Origin of the sequence: Saccharothrix sp. HUAS TT1 (assembly GCF_040744945.1) — a bacterium.
Lineage (GTDB): Bacteria > Actinomycetota > Actinomycetes > Mycobacteriales > Pseudonocardiaceae > Actinosynnema.
In genome coordinates, this window is record NZ_CP160453.1 from 7,391,421 (window position 1) to 7,413,451 (window position 22,031).

Genomic DNA, 22,031 nt, shown 5'->3' on the forward strand with positions numbered 1-22,031 from the left:
GCCTCCTCCTCGTCGTCGTGGGCCTCACCTGCGCGCCACCATGTCCGGCGGCCCGATGGACGCGGCCACCACCAGGAACGGCGTGGTGACCGGGCCGAAGCCGGGACCGGTCGCGGTGATCGTGCGCGGCCCGGTCCGGTCCTTCGCCAGGATCAGCAGCTGCGCGGTGAACCGGCCGTCCCCGCGCGGGACCGTCGGCGCGGCGGCGGCGGTGATGCCGGGGTTCCAGGTCAGCGCGACCGGCGCGCCGGGTGGGAAGTCCTCGCCGCGCACCGACGTGACGAACCCCGGTTCGCCGATCGGCGGCACGGCCACGATCCGCGGCTGGAGCACGGTCATCGGCGCGGCCGCGGTGTTGTCGGCCGGGTTCGCGTCGGTGCCCGTGGTCCGCAGCACGCCGCGAACCTCGGTCCGCACCGCCGCGTTGGGCGCGAGCACCACCTGCACGACCTGGGTGGCGCCCACCGGCAGGTCGGGCAGCGCGCAGCTGGTCGGCGCGCACCCCGGCGGCAGGGTCGCCACCGGCACCCGCTCGGGCAGCAGGAGGTCCAACCGCAACCCGGTCGCCAGCGCGCCGCCGCCGTTGCGCACGGTGTAGGTCACCACCGCCCGGCCGCCCACGTAGGACGGGCCGGGCCGGACCGCGACGGCCAGCGCGGGACCCGCCGGCGCGACGGGCGGGGGCGGCGGCAGCGCGGTCGTGGTCGGCGGCGCGGTGGTCGTGGTCGGCGGCGTGGTGGTGGGCGGCGTGGTGGTGGGCGGCTCGCCGACGGTCAGCACGGTCTCGTCCGCGTTGTCCGTCGGCAGCGCGTCCAGCACCGCTCCGGTCACCGACCAGTCGAGCCGGTGCTCGCCGGGCGTCGCGCCGACCACGTCGGCCACCACCCCGACCGACGCGCCGGGGTCGAGCACGCCGAGGTCGCAGCGCAGCTCCTCGGCCGCGCACGCGCCGCTCGACGCCCGCAGCCCGACCAACCGCAGCCCGCCGGGCACGGCCACGGTCAGCACAGTCCCCGGCGACGCCGCCGGACCCCGGTTGCGCACGGTCGCGGTGACCGGCGTGGTCACGCCGACGTCGACCGACGCGGCGGGTGGCGCGTCCACCGCGAGGTCGACCGACTGCTGCCAGGTCGGCTCCTTCTGCCTGCCGGGCAGGTCGGTGGTGATCCGGTCCAGCACACCGGTGTCGGGGTCGAGCACGGCCAACTCCTCCGGCGACCTGGCGTCGCCCGCCCGCCGGGTGGTCAGCGCGATCCGGCCGTCCGGCGCGTAGGCGGCGTCACGCGGCTGGAACGGACCGGCCGGGTTGGTCACCGGCGCGGCGCACGTGCCGCCGCCGAGCAGCACCTCGCAGCCCAGGTCCGCCAACGACACGCGCAGCAGGCCGTCGAACTCGCGGTTGAACACCAGCTCGCGCCCGTCCGGGCTGAACACCGGGCTGTCGTCGGTCACCGGGCAGTCGCCGCCGCACACCAGCGCGCTCAGGTCGCGCTGCCGGTCGAGCGCCCCGGCCCGCGCGGTCCAGACGTGGTTGTCGCGCACCTCCCCGGTCGGGCCGTCGCTGACGAGACCGCGGGTGAACGCGAGCGTGCCGCCGTCCGGCGACCAGGACGGCTGGGTGTCCTCCTGGTCCGCGACCTCGGGCGGCGGTCGCAGCACGCCCGCCACCGCGCCCGTGGCGGCCTCCACGACCACGACCCGGCTCGCCGAGCCGTCCGGCCGCACCCCGCCGGGCGAGCGGCGGGCGAAGGCGATGAACCTGCCGTCCGGCGAGAAGGCGGCGTCGAACTCCCAGTCGGCGGGCTGCCGGTCCGCGACGGGCACCCGGCGCGGGTTGCCCCCGTCGGCGTCGACCAGCCACAGCCGCTGCACCCGCCGGTCGCCCTCGTCCTCGAACCGGCTCAGCAGGATCTGCCGCCCGTCCGGCGAGTACGACTGGCGGTGCGCCCACGGGTCGAAGCCGGGGCGGGGGTGGAACAGCAGGTTGGGGTCGTCGACCGCGCCGGGGTCCTCGCGCAGCACCGGCACGCCGAGGTCGCGCGGGTCGGAGCCGTCGGGGCGGACGTCCTGGAGGGTGGCGGTGAACCAGGTCGGGGCGCTGGTGCGGGAGACCAGCAGCCGCGGTCCGGCGCCGTCCGGCTGCCAGGTCGGCGAGCTGAGATGCCGGTTCTCGCCCAGCAGCAGGTCGGGCACGGCGGTGAGCGGCAGCCCCGGCGCGGTGTCGGCCCGGTAGACCTTCACCGCGTTCGGGTCGGCCTGGCAGGAGCAGGTCTGGTCGAGGCTCAGGAACAGCAGGCGCGAACCGTCGGGCAGCCACGCGGGCCAGTGCCCGCGCCACCCGGCCTGGTCGCCGCCCAGCAGGGGGACGCCGACGCCGGTCCCGGTCAGCACCCGGACCTGCGGCACGTCGCCCGTCCAGAGCGTGTACGCGATGCGGCCGTCGACGGGGTTCCACGCGGGCTCGCCGGCGTCGCCGTCCGGCTCGTCGGTCACCCTGGTCCCGGTCCCGCCGGTCACCGGCACCCGGTAGACCTCGCGACCGCCGTCGCGATCACCGGAGTAGGCGACCTCCGCGCCGTCCGGTGAGAACGTCGGCCACGACTCGTCGGCCCCGGTGTCGGTGAGCCGCCGCGGCTCGCCGCCGCCCACCCCCACCAGCCACAGGTCGCCGCGCGAGCCGAACACCACGGTCCGCAGGTCGGGCGACAGCTGCGGGTGCGCCGCGTCGTGGCCCTCGGTCAGCTTGCGCACGCCGCCGTCCGGGCCGCGCACGTACACCTGGGGCCGCGGCTCGTCGCGCAGGCTGGTGAACACCACCAGGTCGCCGCGGGCGGACACGTGGTCGTCGTGGTGCGCGGGTCCCTCGCCCGTCCAGGGCAGGGTCGGGTCGAGCCGGTCCGGCTGCGGGTCCACCGCGTAGCCGATGCTGCGGTGCCCGGTGCCCGCGTAGGCGATGCGGCCGGACACCGGCGGCTCGCCCGGCTGGCCGGACGCCTCGGGTGGGTCGGTGACGCCACGCACCACCGCGGTCACCCCGCACGCCACCAGGACCGCCGCGAGCGCGGCGAGGGTGCGGGTACGCGCCCTACTGGACAAGGATCCACCTCCGGTCGCGGGCCTGTCGCAGGCGATCGTCGCCGCGTGCGGCGCGCGCCCGGCAGGCCCGGCAGGGCAGTCCCGGGGAAGACCCCGGGGCTGTTCGGGCAACGGGTCCGGTCCGGCGGCTCAGATCAGGCCGTGGCGCATGACGTAACCGACCGCGTGGGCGCGGTTGCGCAACTGGAGCCGGGTGGTCACCTCGTGCAGCACGTTCTTCACCGTGCGCTCGGAGAACGACAGCCGCGTCGCGATCTCGGCGGTGTCGCACCCCTCCGACACCAGCCGGAGCATGTCCGCTTCACGACCGGTCAAAGTGGACAGAGTCGGCCCGTTCGGGTCGAGAACGCTGCGCTGCAACCGGTTCACGTGGTCCAGCAGCCTGCCGAGCAGGTCGCCGGGCAGCACCGCCTCGCCCTTGGCCAGCGCCACGGCGGTGGCCACCAGGCGGTCCTGGTCGGCTTCGGCGCGGCGGACCACCGCCACCACGCCGCAGTCGATGGTGGTCTGCAGCGCGTCCTGGTCGAAGCGGCCGACGACGACCCCGGTCCGGGTGCCCGACGAGCGCCGCAACCGGCGCAGCAGCGACGCCGCCGCGTCGTCCACCTCGTCCACCACCACCAACGACACCTGCGCGCGTTCGTGCTCGCGCGGGTCCAGCACCTCGACCTCCGGCCGCGGGCGCAACTGGTGCGTGACACCCGTGCGCAGCACCGGGTCCTCGGCGTACACCGCGACCGGGATCCTCGTCATGACCGCCTCCCCTGGCGAGAACGGGACCGCGCCGGCGGTCCCCGTGCCACCATCCTGCGCACCCGGTGCGGGCCGTGGTGGGATCAGGGGCCACCGGTGCACTTGTTTGCCCCCGGTGTGCCCTTTTCTCCCTGCCGCAAGGGGTTCCGCCCTGCCTACCGTTCGACCGGTGACCACAACGACCGAATTCGGTCTCCCGACCGTGGTTGTCACACCCGGTTCGGAGGCGAGCACCAAGCTGACGGTGCGCAACGACGGCGACATAGTCGAGGCGTACGAGTTCGAGGTGGTGGGCGAGTGCGCACCGTGGACCTCGGTCGAGCCCGCGCGGCTCTCGCTGTACCCCGGCACGTCCGAGCAGGTGACCGTCCGGCTCCGGCCGCCGCGGTCGCCGGAGGTGCGCGCGGGCGAGGTGCCGCTGGGCGTGCGCGTGCTGCCGGTGGAGCGCCCCGAGACCGCGGTGGTATCCGAGACCGCGGTCGTCGTAGAGCCGTTCCTCCAGCAGCACGCCGAGTTGGTGCCCGAACGCCGACGCGCCTGGCGCAGCGCGCGGTTCCACGTCGAGGTCCGCAACGACGGCAACACGCCGATCGCGGTGGCCCTGCTCGCGGCCGAGGCCGACGACCAGCTGCACGTGACCGTGCCCGCGGAGTCGGCGGTGGTGGATCCCGGTGTGCGGGTGGAGCTGCCGGTGCGGGCGCGCGTCGGCAAGGTGCTGTGGTTCGGTTCGCCGCTGTCCTGGCCGGTGCGGCTGACCGCGACGTCCACCGCCGACGCGGCGCCCGCCTCGGTGACGCCCGCCTCCGGCGAGACCACCCGGGTCGAGGAGCTGGAGGGCGAACTCCTCCAGCTGCCGGTGTTCCCCAAGTGGCTGCTGGCGCTGCTGGCGCTGCTGCTGGCCCTCTTGCTGGCGTGGCTGCTGCTGGTGCGCCCGGCGGTGCAGAGCGCCGCCCGCGAGGCCGCCGACGACCGGGCCGAGGAACTGGTGGAGGTCGGCGAGAAGCAGGCCGCCGCCACTCCGACCCAGCCGCAGCAGGGTGGCGAGCAGCCGCCGGGCGGTCAGCAGCCGGGACAGCAACCAGGGCAGCAACCGGGGCAGGGCGACACCGTCGGAGGCGGCGAGCAGAGTTCCAGCACCGTCGAGGTCCGCACCAACACCGGCGACCAGGGCACCGGCAGCTACGTCGTGCCCGCCGGGAAGGTCTTCCGCGTCACCGACCTCGTGCTGGCCAACCACCAGGGCGACGAGGGCGTGCTGACCATCGTCTTCGGCGAGCGCACGGTGACCACGATCGCGCTGGAGACCTTCCGCAACCAGGACTACCACTGGGTGACGCCGATCGACGTGCCGGAGAACAGCTCGGTGAGCGCGACCGTCAGCTGCGCCCGGCCGGGCACCCCGGCCAGCGGTCAGCAGGCGCCGAACTGCCTGCAGCTGCTCAACGTCAGCGGGACGCTCGCGGACGTGCCGCGGCAGTGACCGGACGCCGGATCGGCCCCGCCTCCCGAGGCGGGGCCTCGTGCTCGTCGGTCAGCCCACGGCCGGGTACCGGCAGGCGGCGAGCCGGGCACCGCCCGCGCGGACAGCACCGCCAACCCGCGACCCTCCGCGCCTCGGCTACCACTTCCGCCCACGCTCGGGTCCTGGCAAGCGGCGGACCGGTCGGGCCGAGCGCCGTCCCGCGCGGACGACACCGCCAACCCGCGATCTTCCACGCTTCGGCGACCACTTCCGCCCACGCTTGAGTTCCGGCAGGCGGCAGGCCGGTCGGGCGCGATCAGTCGCGGCGGCGGTTCCACTCGTCCAGCAGGGTGTCGATCCAGGCGCCGAGCAGGTCGGCCACGTCGTGGTCGCCGCGCACCAGTTGGTGGCGCAGCTCCGCGCCCGCGGCGGACAGCTCGGCGCACAGGTCGAGCCCGCCGAGGTCCGGCCCGGGACCGGGCGGTCCGGGAGCGCCCGGGGGTGTCACCGCGAGCGCCCGGCGTTGCGGCCCGCGATCCGCAGGGCCTCGATGTACTTGGGCAGCTCGACCAGCGCCTGCTCCCAGTTGTCGGAGTTGAGCTGCCCGGCGAACACCGCGTCGACCACGAGCCGGTCCACGTCGGGCGCGACGTGGCCGCCGGAGGCGTCGCGCAGCCTGCGCGACAGCTCCAGCTTGCGCAGCCGCGACCGCACCTCGTCCAGCGTCCGCTCCAGCTCGCCGATCACGCCCTGCGCCTGGGCGGGTTCCAGGACCAGCCACCCCCGTCGGGCGAGCTGGAGGAACAGGTCGCCGGCGAACCGCTCGGGAGGGGCCGCGCGTCCCGGACCGCCCATCTCGCCATCGGACCGCACGTCCATCGCACCCTCCGCGCGGGTACCGGTCACCGCTTGGGTCCCGACCCCCCAGGTCTGCCCCCGTACCGGGGATGTGCTCCGACCCCACCACACGGCGCGCGGTGAGGTGAAGCCCAGGCGGCCCGGTCTGCCCGTACTTACCCCTGTTCTGCCTCGCGCGGCCCCGCGATCGGCCGACCGCATCCGCCGGCCGGGTGAACGACCCCTGAACCGTGAACCGGAACCGGGGCAGCGCCGTGCCTGGACCGACGAGCGGATCACGGTGGATCGGGGATCGGGATGCCTGGTGACGGGGTGCGGGTGAGCGTGCTGGGCCCGGTGCGCGCCTGGCTCGGCGAGGACGAGCTGGTGCTGGGGCCCGCCCGCCAACGGGCGGTGCTGGGGCTGCTGGCGGCCCGGGCCGACCGGCTCGTCTCCCGGGACGAGCTGGTCGACGGCCTGTGGGGCGACGCGCCGCCGGCGAGCGCGGTCGGCAGCCTGCACACCTACGTGTCCGGGTTGCGGCGGGCGCTCGGCGCGGCGCGGGACGTCCTGGTGTCGCGGACCTCGGGCTACTCGCTGCGGCTGGCCGGTGGCGCGGTGGACGCCGCGGTGTTCGACCGGGCCAGGGCCGAGGCCAGGCTGCTGGTGGACGCGGGCGAGCACCGCGCCGCACAGGCCGCGCTGGAGGGGGCGCTGGGCCTGTGGCGGGGCGAGGCGTACTCCGGCGTGCCGGGGCCGTTCGCCGAGGTCGAGCGGCGGAGGTTGCACGAGCTGCGGCTCGGCGCGCTGGAGATGCGGGCGCGGGCGGCGCTGGAGCTGGGAGCGCACCGGGAGGTGGTGGCCGAGCTGAGCGGGTTGGTCGGCGAGCACCCGTGGCACGAGTCGCTGTGGGAGGTGCTGATGCTGGCCCTGGACCGGTCGGGTCGGCACGCCGAGGCGCTGGAGGCGTTCCGGGAGGCGCGCCGGGCGCTGGTGGACGGGCAGGGCGTCGAGCCGGGGCCGGCGCTGCGGGACCTGTACCAGCGGATCGTCACCGGCACGTCCGGGGCGCCGAGCCGGGAGCCCGGACGGACGCACGCCCCCGAGCCGCACCACCAGCCTGAGCCGCACCGCCAGCCCGCGCCGCACCGCCGGCCCGCGCCGCACCACCGGTCCGAACCACATCGCCGACCCGAGCCACCGACCGCCGACCGGCCGCGCGACGCGGGAGCGCCCCGTCGCCTGCTCTCCGTGCCGCCGCACGTGGCGAAGGTGCTGGCCGGCGACGTCGAGGTCGGGGTGTTCGTCGGCCGGGACCAGGAGACCGCGCTGCTGCGCGACCTGGTCACCGACGTGCTCGCCGGCCGTGGCGCGCCGGTGTGGGTCGAGGGCGAGGCGGGCATCGGCAAGTCCGAGCTGCTGACCGTGGCGCTGGCGGACGCGGCTCGGCGCGGCTGCCAGGTCGGCTGGGCGGTCGCCGACGAGCTGGGCGGGCGGTTCCCGCTCCAGGTGGTCGTGGACTGCCTCGACGTCGGCCCGACCTCGCCGGACCGGCGCCGGGTCGACCCGGGCGGCTGGGGGCCCGCCGACCCGGTCCCGGTCGCGGTGGACCGGCTGCTCGCCCTGGTGGACCGGGTCTGCGCCGACGGCCCCCTGCTGCTGGTGATCGACGACCTGCACTGGGCGGATGAGGCCAGCGTGCTGATGTGGCACCGGCTGACCGCCGCCACCCACCGGCTGCCGCTGCTGCTGGTCGCGGCGACCCGCCCCGACCCGGGCCGCCGCGAGCTGGCCCGGCTGCGGCGCGGCGTCGAGGCGCGGGACGGGCACGTGCTCGCCCTGGGGCCGCTGGCGGCGCGGGACGCGGAGGAGCTGGTCGGGCACGTGGTCGGCGGGCGGCCGGACGAGGTGCTGCGCGAGGTCGCCCGCCGCACCGCCGGCAACCCGCTCTACACCCGCGAGGTCGCGCGCGCCCTGGTCCGCAACCGGGCCGTGCGGGTGGTCGACGGCGTGGCGGCGGTGGACCGGGACGCGATCGACCGGGTGCCGTCGTCGCTGCTGGGCGCGGTGGACCGCACGCTGGACCCGCTGTCGCCCGGCGCCCGGGAGGTGCTGCGGTCGGCCGCGCTGCTGGGCGTGGCGTTCGGCGTCGACGCGCTGTGCGCGGTCACCGGGCGCTCGGCGCTGGACCTGGTCGGCGTGGTGGAGGAGGCGGTGAGCGCCACCGTGCTCGTGGAGGCGGGCGACGAGCTGGCGTTCCGCCACCCCTACCTGCGGCAGGCGCTGTACGAGGGCATCCCCCGGCCGGTGCGGGCGGCGCTGCACCGGCACGCCGCCGAGGCGCTGGCGGGCCTGGGCGCCCCGGTCGAGCGGGTCGCCGAGCACCTGGTGGCCGAGCCGGCGACGCCCGACGAGTGGGTGGTGGCCTGGCTGGTGCGCCACCACACCACCGTCGCCGACCGGGCCCCGCTGATCGCCGCCGACCTGCTGCGGCACGTCGTGGACAGCCCGGCGCCCACCCGGTCGCAGCGGGCGACGCTGCTCGCCGCGCTGGTGGGGGTGCTGTTCCGGCTGGAGCACGGCCCCGAGCGCGTCACGCACCGAGCGCGGGCCGGGTCGGTGACCGATGGCGACCCCCACCCGATCGCGCAAGCCTCGCAGGTGCTGTGGCTGGTCAGCTCGACCCGCCCCGACCACGACCGGGCGGCGCGGCACGTGGACGACCCGCCTGCCACCGCCGAGGGCCGCCCCGAGCCACGCGCCCGGTCCTGCGCGCCCTCGACCGGCGCCGAGCGGGCGCGGTGCGGTCCGCCCGAGCCCATACCGCCGCGCACTGCCGGGGCCTGGTGCACGGCGGCCCGGCGGGCGTGCTGACCACCGCCGGAACCGGCATCGGCGCTGGTCGACGCGGGTGTCCTACCGGGCAGGAACCGGGACTGGACCGACTGCGGCGTTCGGCCAAGCCCGTGCTTTTCGACGGCCTGTCGGCGCGGCGGGACGTACTGCTCGTACAAGCGCGGGGTTCGGGGTGGCGCACCGCACGCGTCCGCACACCCGTAGTGGGGTTGGCAGGCGCTGTCCCCGACGCGGGCGCGCACCAACCGGGGCCTGTCCAACCCCGACGTCGCGAACGGCGGTCGCCGGGCACTTTCGGGTGAACCGGCTCGCAACGCCGTGACCACCGCGCCCGGCGCTCCCGGGCGACTGTGACGGTGGTCCGATCCCGATGCGCCGTTGCGGGGCACGGCCCCGCCGGCGGCCTGTTGGCCGTAGTCTGCCCCGGCCGACTCCGGCACAGCGCGGGGTCGGCCGGGGAAGCGCGTGGACGCGAACTGAACCAGTGCCGCACGCTCGAAGGCACGCAGAGAAGGGAATGGTCGGTCGGATGTTCCGCCGTATCGCGATCGTCAACCGGGGAGAGGCCGCGATGCGGCTTGTCCACGCCGTCCGGGAACTGGCCGAGGAGACCGGGACAACGATCGAGACGATCGCCCTGCACACCGACGTCGACCGCGGCGCCGCCTTCGTCCGCGAGGCCGACATCGCCTACGACCTGGGCCCCGCGGCCGCCCGCCCCTACCTCGACCTGAAGGTGCTGGAGCAGGCGCTGGTCGACACCAAGGCCGACGCGGCCTGGGTGGGCTGGGGCTTCGTCGCGGAGGACCCGGCGTTCGCCGCGCTCTGCGACGAGGTCGGGGTCACCTTCATCGGACCGAGCGCCGACGCCATGCGCAGGCTCGGCGACAAGATCGGCGCCAAGCTGCTCGCCGAGGAGGTCGGCGTCCCGGTCGCGCCGTGGAGCCGGGGTCCGGTGGAGTCGCTGGACGCCGCCCTGGCCGCGGCGGCGGGCATCGGCTACCCGCTGATGCTGAAGGCCACCGCGGGCGGCGGCGGGCGCGGCATCCGGGTGATCACCAGCGAGGCCGACCTGGCCGACGCCTACGAGCGCACCAGCCAGGAGGCCGCGCGGGCGTTCGGCAGCGGGGTCGTGTTCCTGGAGCGCCTGGTCACCGGCGCCCGGCACGTCGAGGTGCAGGTCATCGCGGACGGCCAGGGCACGGCGTGGGCGCTCGGCGTGCGCGACTGCTCCGTCCAGCGGCGCAACCAGAAGATCATCGAGGAGTCGGCGTCCCCGGTGCTCAGCGCCGACCAGGCCGCCGAGCTGAAGGCGTCCGCCGAACGGCTGGCCATCGCCGTCGGTTACCGCGGCGCGGCCACCGTGGAGTTCCTGTACCACCCGGGCGACCGGGCGTTCGCCTTCCTGGAGGTCAACACCAGGCTGCAGGTCGAGCACCCGATCACCGAGGCCACCACCGGGTTCGACCTGGTCAAGGCCCAGCTGTGGGTGGCGGCGGGCAACCGGCTGGAGGGCGCGCCGCCGGTCGAGCGCGGGCACGCCGTCGAGGCCAGGCTCAACGCCGAGGACCCGGACCGCGACTTCGCACCGTCACCGGGCCGCATCGCCCGGCTCGCCCTGCCCTCGGGTCCCGGCATCCGGGTCGACACCGGTGTCGACGAGGGCGACACCATCCCGGCCGACTTCGACTCGATGATCGCCAAGATCATCGCCCACGGCCGGGACCGCAACGAGGCGCTGAGCAGGCTGCGCCGGGCCATGGCCGGCACGACGGTGGTCATCGACGGCGGCGCGACCAACAAGAGCTTCGTCCTCGACCTGCTCGACCAGCCCGAGGTGGTCGACGGCTCCGCGGACACCGGCTGGATCGACCGGGTCCGGGGCGAGGGCAGGCTGGTGGCGCACCGCCACTCCGCCGCGGCCGTCGCCGCCGCGGCCATCCAGGCGTACGAGGAGGAGGAGAGCGCCGAGCGGCAGCGGCTGTTCGCCACCGCGTTCGGCGGTCGCCCGCAGGTCCGCCACGAGTACGGCCGCAGGCTCGACCTCAAGCTCAGGGGCGTCGCGCACCGGGTCCGGGTCACCCGGGTCGGCGCCCAGCGGTTCCGGGTCGCCATCGAGGCCGGTGCTCAGGTGCGCACCGCCGACGTGGAGCTGGACCGGTTCGACGAGCACACCGGGCAGCTCCGCGTCAACGGGGCCCGCCACCGCCTGCTCATGGGCACCTCCGGGCCGGTGGTGCTGGTCGAGGTCGACGGCGTCGCGCACCGGGTCAGCCGGGACGAGGGCGGCGTGCTGCGCTCCCCCGCGCCCGCGCTGGTCGTGGCCACCCCGGTCGAGGTCGGCGACGTGGTGGAGACCGGCGCGCCGGTCCTCGTGCTGGAGAGCATGAAGATGGAGACGGTGCTGCGCGCGCCGTTCTCCGGCCGCGTGAAGGAGATCGCGGTCGCCGTCAACAGCCAGGTGGTCTCCGGCGCGCCGCTGCTGCGGCTGGAGCCGGTCGGCGAGAACGACGCCGCCGACACCGCGGCCGACCAGCCGGTCGAGCTGGACCTGGCCGACCACCCGGACGCCTCCCTGGCCGACCGCCTCCAGCGCGGTCTGCAGGAGCTGCGCGCGCAGCTGCTCGGGTTCGACGTGGACCCCCACGACGACGGCCGGGTGCTGCGGGAGTACCGGGCCGCGCGGCAGGAGGCCGTCCGGGCGGGCGTGCGTCCGCCGGCCGAGGAGGTCGAGCTGCTGACCGCGTTCGCCGACCTGGCCGAGCTGAGCCGGAACCGCCCGGCGGGCGAGGACGTGGGCGGCGAGGGCCACCTGCACAGCGCCCGCGAGTACTTCCACACCTACCTGCAGAGCCTGGACATCGACCGGTCCGGCCTGCCGGAGCGGTTCCAGCGCAGGCTCGCCAAGGCGCTCGGCCACTACGGCGTCACCGGCCTGGACCGCACCCCGGAGCTGGAAGCCGCCGTGTTCCGGATCTTCCTGGCCCTGCAGCGGGCCGCCTCCGACGCGGGGGTGGTGACCGCGCTGCTGCGGTCGTGGCTGGACGAGGCCCCGCCGGACGACTCGCTGCGCGAGACGGTCGGGCTGGCGCTGGAGCACCTGGTCTCGGCGACCCAGGTGCGGTTCCCGGCGGTCGCCGACCTCGCCCGGGGCGTGGTGTTCGCCTGGATCGGCCAGCCGCTGCTGCGCCGCAACCGGGCCCGCAGCTACGCCGACGTCCGCAGGCACGCGCGGTACCTGATCGAGAACCCGCACGCCGAGGACCGCGAGGAGCGGGTCGCCCAGATGGTGCGGACCACCGAACCCCTCGTGCGGCTGCTCAGCCAGTACCTGGAGCGCACCACGCTCGACAACGCGGTCATGCTGGAGGTGCTGACCCGGCGGTACTACGGCAACAACCGCCTGGTCGACATCCGGACCAGCGCGGTCGACGGCCGCACGTTCGTGACCGCCGAGCGCACCGACTTCACCGTGGTGTCCACCGCGGCCCACCGCGACGACCTGGGCGAGGCGCTGGGCGGCCTCGGCGCCCTGGCCGCCGGCACGGGCCCGCTGGAGGCCGACATCTACCTGGCGTGGCGGGACCAGCCGGAGGAGGCGGCCGACCTGGCCGCCGAGCTGGCCTCCGTGGTCGGCGCGCACCCGCTGCCCGAGCAGGTCCGCAGGCTCACGCTGACCATCGCGGGCCGCGGCGGCACGATCGTGAACCAGCACGTCACGTTCCGCCCGTCCGAGGCGGGGATGGCCGAGGAGCGGCTGATCCGGGGGCTGCACCCGTACATCGCCCAGCGGATGCAGCTGGAGCGGCTGCGCGAGTTCGACCTGACCCGGCAGCCGTCGTCCGACGAGGACGTGTACCTGTTCCACTGCGTCGCCCGGGACAACCGCGCCGACCAGCGGCTGGTCGCGTTCAGCCAGATCCGCGACCTGGTCGCCCTGCGCGACCACGACGGGCGCCTCGCGGCCCTGCCGACCGCGGAGAACACGCTGGCGACGTGCCTGGACTCGATCCGGCGCGCCCAGTCGCTGCGGTCGTCGTCGGCGCGGTTCAACACCAACCGCATCGTCGTCTACGTCTGGCCCGCCAGCGACATCACCCGCGACGAGCTGGCGATGCTGGCAGAGCGGATCCTGCCCACCACGGCGGGGGCGGGCCTCGAGGAGATCGAGTTCATCCTGCGGCAGCGCCGGGAGACCGGCGAGCTGGTGCGGATCGCGCTGCGGATCTCCTTCGACGCCGCCGGGACGCCGACCCTCACCATCGGCGAGCCCTCCGCCGAGCCGATCCGGCCGCTGGACGGCTACCGGCAGAAGGTGCTGCGGGCGAGCAGCCGCAACACGGTGTACCCGTACGAGATCACCGGCATGATCGGCGAGTTCACCGAGCACGACCTGGACGAGAACCACGCCCTCGTGCCGGTGGACCGCCCCAAGGGCGAGAACACCGCGGCCATGGTCGCGGGCGTGGTCAGCACCCCGACCGCGCGGCACCCGCAGGGCGTGACCCGCGTCGTGCTGCTCGGCGACCCGACCGACTCGCTCGGCGCGCTGTCCGAACCGGAGTGCCGCCGGGTGATCGCCGCGCTGGACCTGGCCGAGCGGCTGCGCGTCCCGGTGGAGTGGTACGCGCTGTCGGCGGGCGCCCGGATCTCGATGGAGTCGGGCACCGAGAACATGGACTGGGTGGCCGCGGCGCTCAAGCGGATCATCGAGTTCACCCAGGGCGGCGGCGAGATCAACGTGGTGGTCGCGGGCATCAACGTCGGCGCGCAGCCGTACTGGAACGCCGAGGCCACGATGCTCATGCACACCAAGGGCGTCCTGGTGATGACGCCGGACTCGGCCATGGTGCTCACCGGCAAGCAGTCGCTGGACTACTCCGGCGGCGTGTCGGCGGAGGACAACTTCGGCATCGGCGGCTACGACCGGGTGATGGGCCCGAACGGGCAGGCGCAGTACTGGGCGCCGAACCTGGTGGCGGCCCGCGACCTGCTGATGTCCTACTACGAGCACACCTACGTCGCGCCGGGCGAGGACGGGCCGCGCCGGGTCGCGACGACCGACCCGCGCGACCGCGACATCACCGGCTACCCGCACCAGGCGGCGGGCAGCGACTTCACCAGCGTCGGGCAGATCTTCTCCGCCGAGCACAACCCGGACCGCAAGAAGCCCTTCGACATCCGGGTCGTGATGCGCGCGCTGTCCGACCAGGACCACCCGGTCCTGGAGCGCTGGGCCGACATGGCCGACGCCGGGACGGCGGTCGTGCAGGACGTGCACCTGGGCGGTATCCCGGTCTCCCTGGTGGGGATCGAGTCCCGCCCGGTGGAGCGGCGCGGCTTCCCGCCCACCGACGGGCCGGACACCTACACCGCGGGCACGCTGTTCCCGAGGTCGTCCAAGAAGGTGGCGCGGGCGATCAACGCGGCCAGCGGCAACCGGCCGGTCGTGGTGCTGGCGAACCTGTCCGGGTTCGACGGCTCGCCCGAGTCGATGCGCAAGCTCCAGCTGGAGTACGGCGCGGAGATCGGCCGGGCCGTGGTGAACTTCCAGGGGCCGATCGTGTTCTGCGTGATCTCCCGGTACCACGGCGGCGCGTTCGTGGTGTTCTCCAAGGCGTTGAACCCGAACATGACCGTGCTCGCGGTGGAGGGCTCGTTCGCCTCCGTGCTCGGTGGCGCGCCCGCGGCGGCCGTGGTGTTCACCCGCGACGTCACCGCGCGCACCGCGGCCGACCCCAGGGTGCGCGACCTCGAAGCCAGGAGCGCCGCCGCGACCGGCACCGAGCGGGCCGCGCTCACCGCCGAGCTGGACGAGCTGCGCTCCGCGGTCCGGGCCGAGAAGCAGAGCGAGATCGCGGGTGAGTTCGACCGGGTGCACAGCATCCGGCGCGCGGTCGAGGTCGGTTCGGTCGACGCCGTGGTGCGGGCGACCGAGATCCGGCAGCGGATCATCGAGACGCTGGAGTCCCGGCCGGCGTGACGGTTCGGTGAAGAGGGGGACGGCGCAGCGGCGCCGTCCCCCTCTGCCGCGGGCCGGGCCACCGGCGCGGGGGTGGGCGGCGGTTCGGCGGTGGTGGAGGTCGGCGGCGCGGCGGTGTTCGTCAAGCGCATCCCGTTGACGGACCGGGAAGTCGCGCACCCGGGTTCCACCGCGAACCTGTTCGACCTGCCGGTGTCCTGCCAGTACGGCGTTGCCGGCCCGGGGTTCACCGCGTGGCGCGAGCTGGCCGCGAACGGGGTCGTCACGGAGGCCGTCCTGGCGGGCGAGGCGCAGTCGTTCCCGCTGCTGCACCACTGGCCGGTGTTGCCGGGCCGGTCGCCGGTCGCGGCCGAGCACGCGGACGTCGACGCGGTCGTCGCCGCCTCGGGTGGGCACCCGGCCGTGCGCGCTCGCCTCGAAGCGCTGCGTGACGCGTCGTGCAGCCTCGTGCTGTTCTGCGAGCACATCCCGCTGGACGCGCTGGACTGGCTGCGCGAGGACCCGGCGGGCAGGGCGGCCGTGGCCGAGCGGCAGCTGGCGGAGGTGGTGGAGTTCCTGCGCGACCGGGAGCGGATCCACCTCACCGACTTCGGGCCGGCGACGTCGCCGGCCGCCGCGTCCGCTACGGGTCCTCGGCCCGGGAATGTTCGAAGGAACGAATTCCGGCGGACGGCGCAATCCGTAACGCACCACCGGCGGCGCTCGACTCAGCTCCCGACAAGGCACCTTCGAAGAAGTTCCGTTTGGGGAGCGCATGAACAGTCTCCGAAGAAGGCTCGTCCCCGGGTTCGCGGCCGCACTGGCGCTCGTGGCGGTGGTGACCGGTCCGGCGAACGCCGACCCGCCGGTACCCACCTCCCTGACCGCGACCGTCGACCGGACGACGGTGGACTACGGCCAGGGCGTCCTGATCAGCGGGACCATCGCCAAGCAGACCGACACCGGGTGGGTCGGCGTCTCGGCAGCGTTGATCCGCGTCTACCGGTGCGCCTACGGGTCGTGCACCGAGATCCGCGCCACCCAGTCGATGACGGGCGGCTGGCAGGTCGTGTACTACCCGGTGCAGTCCACGTCCTACCGCGCGGTGTTCGACCCGTCGGGCAGCGCTTCCACCGCCGGGCTCGCCCCGGCGTCGGTCGACCTGCCGCAGGTCGACGTGCGGCAGGCGTCGGCGACCGGCATCAGCGCCGCGGAGCGCCCGGCCCCCGGCGAGGTGCGGGTTCGCGGCAGCGTCACCTTCGGCAGCTACTTCATCGCGCCCGTCCTGCCCCCCGTGCGGTTGGAGTTCTCCCCCGACGGCGTCGGCTGGACGACCGTCACCACCGTGACGTCCACCTACCGACACGTCGCCAGTTACACGTTCGAGGCGCGGGTGGCCCACCCCGCGTCGGGCTACTGGCGGGCGGTCTACGACGGTTCGCCGACCTTCGCCCAGCCGTCGACCAGCGCGCCGGTGCACGTGGTGTGATCCGGGGGTGGCTCCGCCGGGAGCCCGGCGGAGCCACCTGCTCCCGTCAGGAGAAGAACGTGGACCGCTTGCAGGGCGTGGTCGACTTCGGCATGTGCTTCTCCCGGTCGGTGACGCCCTTCAGGTGCTCGTTGAACTCCACCGTCCAGTGGTCGTTGATGAACTGGGTGATGGTCCGGTTCAGCTCCTCGCACAGCCGGGGCCGGTTGTTGGGGATGCCGACGCCGTAGCTCTCCTGGCCGAGCTCGATGTTGTTCGCCCGCTGCCAGTCTCCGGCCTTGTCCTGCTTGCGGTCCTCGGCGAACGCCTGGAGGATCGAGGTGTCGGTGGACACGGCGCGGCCCGTCCCCTCGTTCTGCAGGAAGTCCTCCATGCACTTCACCAGCGACTTCTCGATCACCGGTTGCCAGCCCAGCTCGGTCAGCCGATCACTGCCCGTGGTGCCGCTCGCCAGGCACACCTCGTCCACCGGCACCTCTTCGATGTTCGACTTCTGCTCCCACGTGAAGAAGCCCTGCGAGTCGTAGTAGTAGGGGCCTGCGAAGTCGATGAGCTCTTCCCGCTTCGGCGTGATGGAGAAGTTGGCCACGACCAGGTCCACCGGGTCCTCGGCGTCGTCGGTCAACGCGGTCACGCGGTCCTCGCGCCGGGTGAGCTTGACGTAGTCGACGTCCGTGATCGCCGGGTACTGCTCCTTGATGAACTCCACGAGGGCGACGTCGAACCCCACCCGCCCGGCGCCGACGACCTCTTCGTTCCACCCCGGGTAGTTCTCGCCGACGACGCCGACGCGCAGCGTGCCGGCCAGGTAGTCGAGCGGGTCCTCCTCGCGGTTGAGCAGGGTGACGCCGCTGACCACCAGCAGGACGGTCAGCGTGAACGCCACGGCGATCCGCAGCCTGCGCCGCCGCACCCGGCCCGGACCGCGCGCGGACTCCTCGCGGTTGCGCGACGCGGCGGCCGTGATCAGCGGCAGCAGCGGCACCAGGACGGCGGCGACGTTGATCGGGATGACGATGATCGCCGCGACGTCGCCGCCCCACTTCGGGTTGGCCAGCAGCCACACGGTGAGCGACATCGTGGCCACCGTGATGGGCAATATCCAGTAGAGCTGGTCCCTGACCGAGAAGGACCCCCTCGATAAACCGCCGTCTTCGTTCTCCGTGCTCATGCGATGCCCTTCCCACCCTCAACCCCGAATTGTGCGGACAACACGATTCGGCCCTCGTGCACAGGTTGACGAATGGGGATCGGCCGTGGCAAGCGCTCTTTTCGAATTCGGTTCCTGCGGTTGCCGGGCCCCCGCCGCCTCCGCGCGGCCCTCGGCCTTCGCCCGCGCGATCAACCGCTCCAGGTGGTGGCGGCGGCGACGGGCGGCGCGGGCGGTGCGGCCCGCCAGCACGACGAACGCCAGGAGCAGCAGCCGAGGGGCCACTGGCCGGTGAGGCGGGTCTCGAACCGCCTCACCGCCGGGGAGCACTTCCCGGGCGCGCGCGGTGGCCTGGTCGGTCCGGGTGTCGCCGCCGAACGGGTGCGAGGTGGTGATACCGGTGTCAGCAGCGGCGTGGGCGTTGCCGTGGTTGGCCACCGCGTACCGCACCGTGAGCGCACCGGCGGCGAAGGGGTTCCACGAGGGCTCGTAGGTGGCTTGGAGGTCGGTGACGGCGAGCGCGGCCCGCGCCTCACCGGTGACCCTGGTGTTGACCCGCACGCCGACGCGGTTGCGGACGCGGACCTGGCCGGACACCGTGTCCAGCGACGCCGTGACGCCCGCCGGGTGGTCGCCGGGCGTGGCGTGCTCCGGCACGATGACGGCCACCGGCACGACGGCGGTGCCGCCGCCGGGGACGGTGACGGTGTCGGGGACGTCGATCCAGGACCCGCCGTCGGTCGGGGCGACGTCGGCGGCGCGCACGTCGAACAGGCCCTTGTCGGTGAGGTAGCCGTCGTTGGCGGCGACGGTGAAGGTGACCGGCCGGGTGGAGTGGTTGGTCGCCGCGACGTGCTCGGTGACGCGTTCGCCGCCCGGCAGTTCGAGGTCGACGGCCCGTCGCTCGTCCGGGCCCTCGGCGTTCGCGGGGACCACGGACCACGTGACCCCGTCGCCCTGGGGCGGTTACGCGGCGGCCACCGGCGCGGGTCCGCACACACGGCGGTGGCAGCGACGGCGCAGAGGAACGCGCGCCGGGCGCGGGTCGTGGTCATCGGGCTCTCCCTCGGCCTGCGGGTCGGCGCCGACGTGGCGGTCACCGGCTTCGACGGCGGGGCCGTCGGTCTCGTCACCGAACCGACCCTGACCAGCGCGCGGATTCCCTTCGACCGCGTCTCCCGCGAGCTGGTCGACCGCTGCCCGCGCCAGGTCGAGCACGGCCCGGACGGCGAGCCCGGCGTGGTCCTGCCCGCCGAACTGGTGCGCGGCGGCAGCGCCTGACCACCCGGCGGGCAGCGGGAGCCGAGGTGTCCGGCGGCAAGCTCTGTACCTACTGGTATGTACAGTAGGACCATGAGTTCCGCCGAACGCCTGGTCGAGAGCACGCGCGAACTGCTGTGGGAGCGCGGTTACACCGGCACCAGCCCGCGGGAGATCCAGCGCCGGGCCGGGGCCGGGCAGGGCAGCATGTACCACCACTTCGCCGGCAAGCGGGAGCTCGCGCTCGCCGCGATCGGCCGCACCGCCGAGGAGCTGCGCGCCGCGGCCGAGGACCGGCTCGCCGCGCCCGGCACGGCGCTGGAGCGGATCACCGCCTACCTGCGGCGGGAGCGGGACGTGCTCAAGGGCTGTCCCATCGGGCGGCTCACCCAAGACCCGGAGGTGATGGCCGACCAGGACCTCCGCGCCCCGGTGGAGCAGACCCTGTCCTGGCTGCGCGACCGCCTCGCCGAGGTCCTGGCCGAAGGCCGTGACCGGGGCGAGCCGGCGCCGGACCCGCGGACCACCGCCGCCACCGTGGTCGCCGTCCTCCAGGGCGGCTACGTGCTGGCCCGCGCCGCCGGCTCCACCGCGCCGTTCGACGAGGCGGTCACCGGCGTGCTGAGCCTGCTCGACGCCCACCGCCCACCGACCCCGAACGGGAGCTAGCGCCGTGTACGCCAAGCAGTACGAGATCACCCTGCCCGCCGACTACGACATGGGCGTCATCCGCGAGCGGGTGGCCGCCGGCGGGCACGTCCTGGACGACCGCGCCGGGCTGGGCCTGAAGGCGTACGTCATCCGCGAGCGCGGCGTCGGCGGTTCGCCGGTGAACCAGTACGCGCCCTTCTACCTGTGGAACGACGTCGGCGCGATGGCCCACTTCCTGGTCGGCGGCGGCGGGTTCCAGAACATCGTCCGGGACTTCGGGCGGCCGACCGCGCGCCACTGGACCGGCATCGCCTGCCACGCCGGCCCGGCCCGGGCGGCGGTCCCCCGCGCGGCCTCCCGGCTCCTGGCGCCCGTCCCGGACGTGGCCGACCTGGCCGCCTGGGTCGCGCGGGAGGCCGAGGACGCCCGGACCCTGGCCGACCGCGACGACGTCCACACCGTTGCCCTGGCCCTCGACCCGCACCACTGGCAGCTGATGCGGTTCGCCCTGTGGGTGGACGCCGTCGCGCCGGACGTGCCGGCCACCGAGCGCTACGAGGTGCTGCACCTGTCCGCGCCCGGCCTGGCCGCCCTGCCGGGCGGAGCGGTGATCACCCCGCCTCGCTCAACCGCCCCTCCCGGAGGACCAGCCGACGCGTGACGCCGATGCGCTCCAGGAACCGCTCGTCGTGGCTGACGACGACGAACGCGCCCCGGTAGGCGTTCAGCGCGTTCTCCAGCTGGCCGACGCTGACCAGGTCCAGGTTGTTGGTCGGCTCGTCCAGCAGCAGCAGGTGCGGCGCGGGTTCGGCGAACAGCACGCACGCCAGCGTCGCGCGCAGCCGCTCGCCGCCGGACAGCGCGCCCACCGGCAGGTGCACCCGGTCGCCCCGGAACAGGAACTGCGCCAGCAGGTGCAGCCGGCGTTCGGCGGACAGGCCGGGCGCGGACGCTGCGAGGTTGGCCAGGACGCTGCGAGCGGGGTCGAGCAGGTCGAGCCGCTGCGACAGGTGCGCCACCCGCTCGCCCGCGTCGAGCAGCCGCAGCAGCGTGGACTTGCCCGCGCCGTTCTCACCGGTCAGCGCGATGCGCTCGGGCCCGCGGACGGTCAGGTCGACGCCCGCGCCGGCGAACACCGCCCGGTCGCCGTGGTGGACCTGGAGGTCTTCGCCGTGGAACACCGTGCGCCCGGCCGGGACGGTGGTCGCGGGCAGCACCAGCGTGATGGCCTGGTCGTCGGGCAGGTTGCGGCTCGCGTCGTCCAGCTTGGACTGCGCTTCGGCGACGCGGTCGGCGTGCGTCTCCTCCGACCGGGCGGCGGTCTTCTCGGCGTTGCGCTTCATGTTGCCCGCGAACAGCTTCGGCAGCCCGGCGTCGCCGAGGTTGCGGGCGGCGGTGCTCGCGCGCCGCGCGGCCCGTTCCCGGGCCTGCTGGAGCTGCGCCTTCTCCCGCTTGACCTCCTGCTCGGCGTTGCGCACGGCCCGCTCGGCGGCTTCCCGCTCGACCCGCACGGCCTGCTCGTAGTCGGTGAAGTTGCCGCCGTGCAGGCGCAAGGCGCCGCGGTCGAGCTCGGCGACGCGGTCCACCCGGTCCAGCAGCTCGCGGTCGTGGCTGACGACCAGCAGGCAGCCGTGCCAGCCGTCCAGGACGGCGTGCAGGCGGCGTCGGGCGGCGCGGTCGAGGTTGTTGGTCGGCTCGTCCAGCAGCAGCACGTCCGGCTGCCGGAGCAGCTGCGCGGCGAGGCCGAGCGAGACGACCTGGCCGCCGCTGAGCGTGTCGAGGGTGCGGGTCAGCGCCACGTCGCCGAGGCCGAGCCGGTCGAGGTGGGCGCGGGAGCGCTCCTCCACGTCCCAGTCGGAGCCGACGGCGGTGAAGTGCTCCTCGGCGGCGTCGCCGGACTCGATGGCGTGCAGCGCCCGCAGGACGCCGTCGACGCCGAGCACCTGCGCGACGGTCAGGTCCGTGGTCAGCGGCAGGTGCTGGGGCAGGTAGCCGAGGGCGCCGCGCACGGTCACGGAGCCCTTGGTGGGGCGCAGGTCGCCGGCGATCAGCCGCAGCAGCGTCGACTTGCCCGCGCCGTTCGGGGCGACCAGGCCGGTGCGGCCCGCGGGGACGGTGAACGACAGGTCGGCGAACACCGGGGTGTCGTCGGGCCAGGAGAAGGACAGGGCGGTGCACACGACGGAAGCCATGGGTGAGGACCTTCGGGTGGACGCGGGCGTCAGGCCCGGCGCGGATCAGGGGGACGACGACGCGACCACTGCGACCGTGCTCTGCGCACGCGCGGTGGTCTGCGGGGCCGGGTAGTCACCCGGAGACGTCGACTTCGCCTGCCACTTCCGCTGTCTCCCTCGATCTCTTCGCCACCCAGTCTACCGGCCGACCCGCCCGGCCCCCGCGAGCACGACCCGCTCCCCCGCGCAAGAGCCTGAACAGCCGCCGGCGCACCGCCCGCCGGCCGACGGGTTCACGAACGAGTTCACGAGCTTGCGCAACATTCGCCTGAATGGCGGGT

The 22,031-nt window shown here is 74.7% G+C and carries 14 protein-coding genes; 7 read left to right on the forward strand and 7 right to left on the reverse strand.

The genetic code is table 11. From position 1 onward, the window contains the following. Positions 1-24 precede the first annotated feature (24 nt). Positions 25-3,096, reverse strand: a complete 3,072-nt coding sequence (locus AB0F89_RS32365; protein ID WP_367129464.1) for a hypothetical protein — start codon at positions 3,094-3,096, stop codon at positions 25-27. Positions 3,097-3,225: 129 nt separating this feature from the next. Continuing rightward, the gene (locus AB0F89_RS32370) at positions 3,226-3,849 is read right to left on the reverse strand and encodes a LuxR C-terminal-related transcriptional regulator (RefSeq protein ID WP_367129466.1); all 624 of its coding nucleotides are present in this window, start codon (positions 3,847-3,849) and stop codon (positions 3,226-3,228) included. Positions 3,850-4,018: 169 nt separating this feature from the next. Between AB0F89_RS32370 and AB0F89_RS32375 the strand changes: the two genes are divergently transcribed. Continuing rightward, complete coding sequence (locus AB0F89_RS32375) at positions 4,019-5,329, forward strand: hydrolytic protein (RefSeq protein ID WP_367129468.1); 1,311 nt, start codon at positions 4,019-4,021, stop codon at positions 5,327-5,329. Positions 5,330-5,627: 298 nt separating this feature from the next. Here the strand turns inward: AB0F89_RS32375 and AB0F89_RS32380 are convergent, their stop codons facing one another. Beyond that, positions 5,628-5,819 (reverse strand): hypothetical protein, encoded by a 192-nt coding sequence (locus AB0F89_RS32380; protein WP_367129470.1) that lies wholly within the window; start codon positions 5,817-5,819, stop codon positions 5,628-5,630. Beyond that, complete coding sequence (locus tag AB0F89_RS32385; protein WP_367129472.1) at positions 5,816-6,190, reverse strand: hypothetical protein; 375 nt, start codon at positions 6,188-6,190, stop codon at positions 5,816-5,818. The genes AB0F89_RS32380 and AB0F89_RS32385 overlap by 4 nt, the downstream gene beginning before the upstream one ends. A 276-nt stretch (positions 6,191-6,466) precedes the next feature. Here AB0F89_RS32385 and AB0F89_RS32390 point away from each other — a divergent pair, with 276 nt between their 5' ends. The 3 genes from AB0F89_RS32390 to AB0F89_RS32400 all read left to right on the forward strand — a co-directional run bounded on the left by AB0F89_RS32390 (position 6,467) and on the right by AB0F89_RS32400 (position 16,455). Further along, complete coding sequence (locus AB0F89_RS32390; protein ID WP_367129474.1) at positions 6,467-9,022, forward strand: BTAD domain-containing putative transcriptional regulator; 2,556 nt, start codon at positions 6,467-6,469, stop codon at positions 9,020-9,022. Between the two features lie 511 nt (positions 9,023-9,533). Then, a complete protein-coding gene (locus AB0F89_RS32395) occupies positions 9,534-14,987 on the forward strand; it encodes a carboxyl transferase domain-containing protein (RefSeq protein ID WP_367129476.1) in 5,454 nt (1,817 codons plus the stop codon). A 754-nt stretch (positions 14,988-15,741) separates the two neighbouring features. Continuing rightward, complete coding sequence (locus AB0F89_RS32400; protein ID WP_367129478.1) at positions 15,742-16,455, forward strand: hypothetical protein; 714 nt, start codon at positions 15,742-15,744, stop codon at positions 16,453-16,455. Between the two features lie 46 nt (positions 16,456-16,501). Here AB0F89_RS32400 and AB0F89_RS32405 read toward each other — a convergent pair whose 3' ends face one another. Next, positions 16,502-17,533, reverse strand: a complete 1,032-nt coding sequence (locus AB0F89_RS32405) for a transporter substrate-binding domain-containing protein (RefSeq protein ID WP_367129480.1) — start codon at positions 17,531-17,533, stop codon at positions 16,502-16,504. A 111-nt stretch (positions 17,534-17,644) separates the two neighbouring features. Beyond that, positions 17,645-18,541 (reverse strand): hypothetical protein, encoded by an 897-nt coding sequence (locus AB0F89_RS32410; protein ID WP_367129482.1) that lies wholly within the window; start codon positions 18,539-18,541, stop codon positions 17,645-17,647. Between the two features lie 69 nt (positions 18,542-18,610). Here AB0F89_RS32410 and AB0F89_RS32415 point away from each other — a divergent pair, with 69 nt between their 5' ends. From AB0F89_RS32415 to AB0F89_RS32425, 3 genes are all read left to right on the forward strand, one after another. Beyond that, a complete protein-coding gene (locus AB0F89_RS32415) occupies positions 18,611-18,886 on the forward strand; it encodes a substrate-binding domain-containing protein (RefSeq protein ID WP_367129484.1) in 276 nt (91 codons plus the stop codon). A gap of 72 nt (positions 18,887-18,958) precedes the next feature. Next, positions 18,959-19,534: a TetR/AcrR family transcriptional regulator gene (locus tag AB0F89_RS32420; RefSeq protein WP_367129485.1), complete on the forward strand. Its 576-nt coding sequence runs from the start codon at positions 18,959-18,961 to the stop codon at positions 19,532-19,534. Between the two features lie 4 nt (positions 19,535-19,538). Then, entirely contained in the window at positions 19,539-20,177 is a 639-nt protein-coding gene (locus tag AB0F89_RS32425; RefSeq protein WP_367129487.1) for a DUF4865 family protein, read from the forward strand. Here AB0F89_RS32425 and AB0F89_RS32430 read toward each other — a convergent pair. Next, the gene (locus tag AB0F89_RS32430) at positions 20,128-21,708 is read right to left on the reverse strand and encodes an ABC-F family ATP-binding cassette domain-containing protein (RefSeq protein WP_367129488.1); all 1,581 of its coding nucleotides are present in this window, start codon (positions 21,706-21,708) and stop codon (positions 20,128-20,130) included. The genes AB0F89_RS32425 and AB0F89_RS32430 overlap by 50 nt on opposite strands. Between the last annotated feature and the right edge of the window lie 323 nt (positions 21,709-22,031).